The sequence below is a fragment of the Peptoniphilus obesi ph1 genome (assembly GCF_000311865.1).
Classification (GTDB): Bacteria; Bacillota; Clostridia; order Tissierellales; family Peptoniphilaceae; genus Peptoniphilus_E; species Peptoniphilus_E obesi.
This window is the reverse complement of record NZ_HE978584.1, coordinates 1-1,651: the sequence shown is the minus strand read 5'-3', so window position 1 is coordinate 1,651 and position 1,651 is coordinate 1. Positions and strand designations below refer to the sequence as shown.

General features: G+C 49.7%; 1 rRNA gene. It reads right to left on the bottom strand.

Annotated features, from left to right (window positions below):
* Positions 1 to 35: 35 nt before the first annotated feature.
* Positions 36 to 1,563 (bottom strand): 16S ribosomal RNA (locus HGPB_RS08390).
* Positions 1,564 to 1,651 lie beyond the last annotated feature (88 nt).

Genomic DNA, 1,651 nt, shown 5'->3' with positions numbered 1-1,651 from the left:
GAAATCCAGTCGCAGTGAAAGCTCATTATCCTTAGAAAGGAGGTGATCCAGCCGCACCTTCCGATACGGCTACCTTGTTACGACTTCACCCCAGTCATTCTCCCTACCTTCGACTGCTGCTTCTTATTGTTAGCTCACAGGCTTCGGGTATTGATAACTCCCATGGTGTGACGGGCGGTGTGTACAAGACCCGGGAACGCATTCACCGCAGCATTCTGATCTGCGATTACTAGCAACTCCGACTTCATGTTCTCGAGTTGCAGAGAACAATCCGAACTGAGATCGGTTTTATGGGCTTTTGCTTCGCCTCACGACTTCGCTTCCCTTTGTTCCGACCATTGTAGCACGTGTGTTGCCCAGGGCATATAGGGCATGATGATTTGACGTCATCCCCACCTTCCTCCGATTTATCATCGGCAGTCCCTCTAGAGTCCCCAACTTTACTTGCTGGTAACTAAAGGTAAGGGTTGCGCTCGTTGCGGGACTTAACCCAACATCTCACGACACGAGCTGACGACAACCATGCACCACCTGTATAGCTGTCCCCGAAGGGTATTACTTATCTCTAAGCTTTTCACCTATATGTCAAGCCCTGGTAAGGTTCTTCGCGTTGCTTCGAATTAAACCACATGCTCCGCTGCTTGTGCGGGTCCCCGTCAATTCCTTTGAGTTTCATGCTTGCGCACGTACTCCCCAGGCGGAGTGCTTATTGCGTTTACTGCGGCACCGACTTTTGCCGACACCTAGCACTCATCGTTTACAGCGTGGACTACCAGGGTATCTAATCCTGTTTGCTACCCACGCTTTCGTTCCTCAGCGTCAGTTTGTGTCCAGTAAGTCGCCTTCGCTACTGGTATTCCTACTAATATCTACGCATTTCACCGCTACACTAGTAATTCCACTTACCTCTCCACATCTCAAGATATACAGTTTCAATAGCTTACATGGGTTAAGCCCATGCCTTTTACTCTTGACTTGTTTATCCGCCTGCGAACCCTTTACGCCCAGTGATTCCGGACAACGCTCGCCCCCTACGTATTACCGCGGCTGCTGGCACGTAGTTAGCCGGGGCTTTCTTCTATGGTACCGTCATTATCTTCCCATAGGACAGAGCTTTACGAAACGAATCCCTTCTTCGCTCACGCGGCGTCGCTGCATCAGGGTTCCCCCCATTGTGCAATATTCCCCACTGCTGCCTCCCGTAGGAGTTTGGACCGTGTCTCAGTTCCAATGTGGCCGGTCACCCTCTCAGGCCGGCTACTGATCGTTGCCTTGGTGAGCTTTTATCTCACCAACTAGCTAATCAGGCGCGAGTCCATCTTTGACCGCTTGGTCGCTTTGATCTTTGCTACATGTGTAGTTTAGATTTCATCTGGTATTAATCACGGTTTCCCATGGCTATCCCTGTGTCAAAGGCAGGTTACTCACGTGTTACTCACCCGTCCGCCGCTAATCCACCTAATCTTCATCCCGAAGGAGTCTGTTAAGGTTTCATCGCTCGACTTGCATGTGTTAGGCACGCCGCCAGCGTTCGTCCTGAGCCAGGATCAAACTCTCGATTATAATTGTTTGTCCTTAGCTTCATCATTTTTTTGACTTTCCGCTAAGCTTGCTTTGCTTGTGTTCTTCACATTATTTAATTATCAAGTTT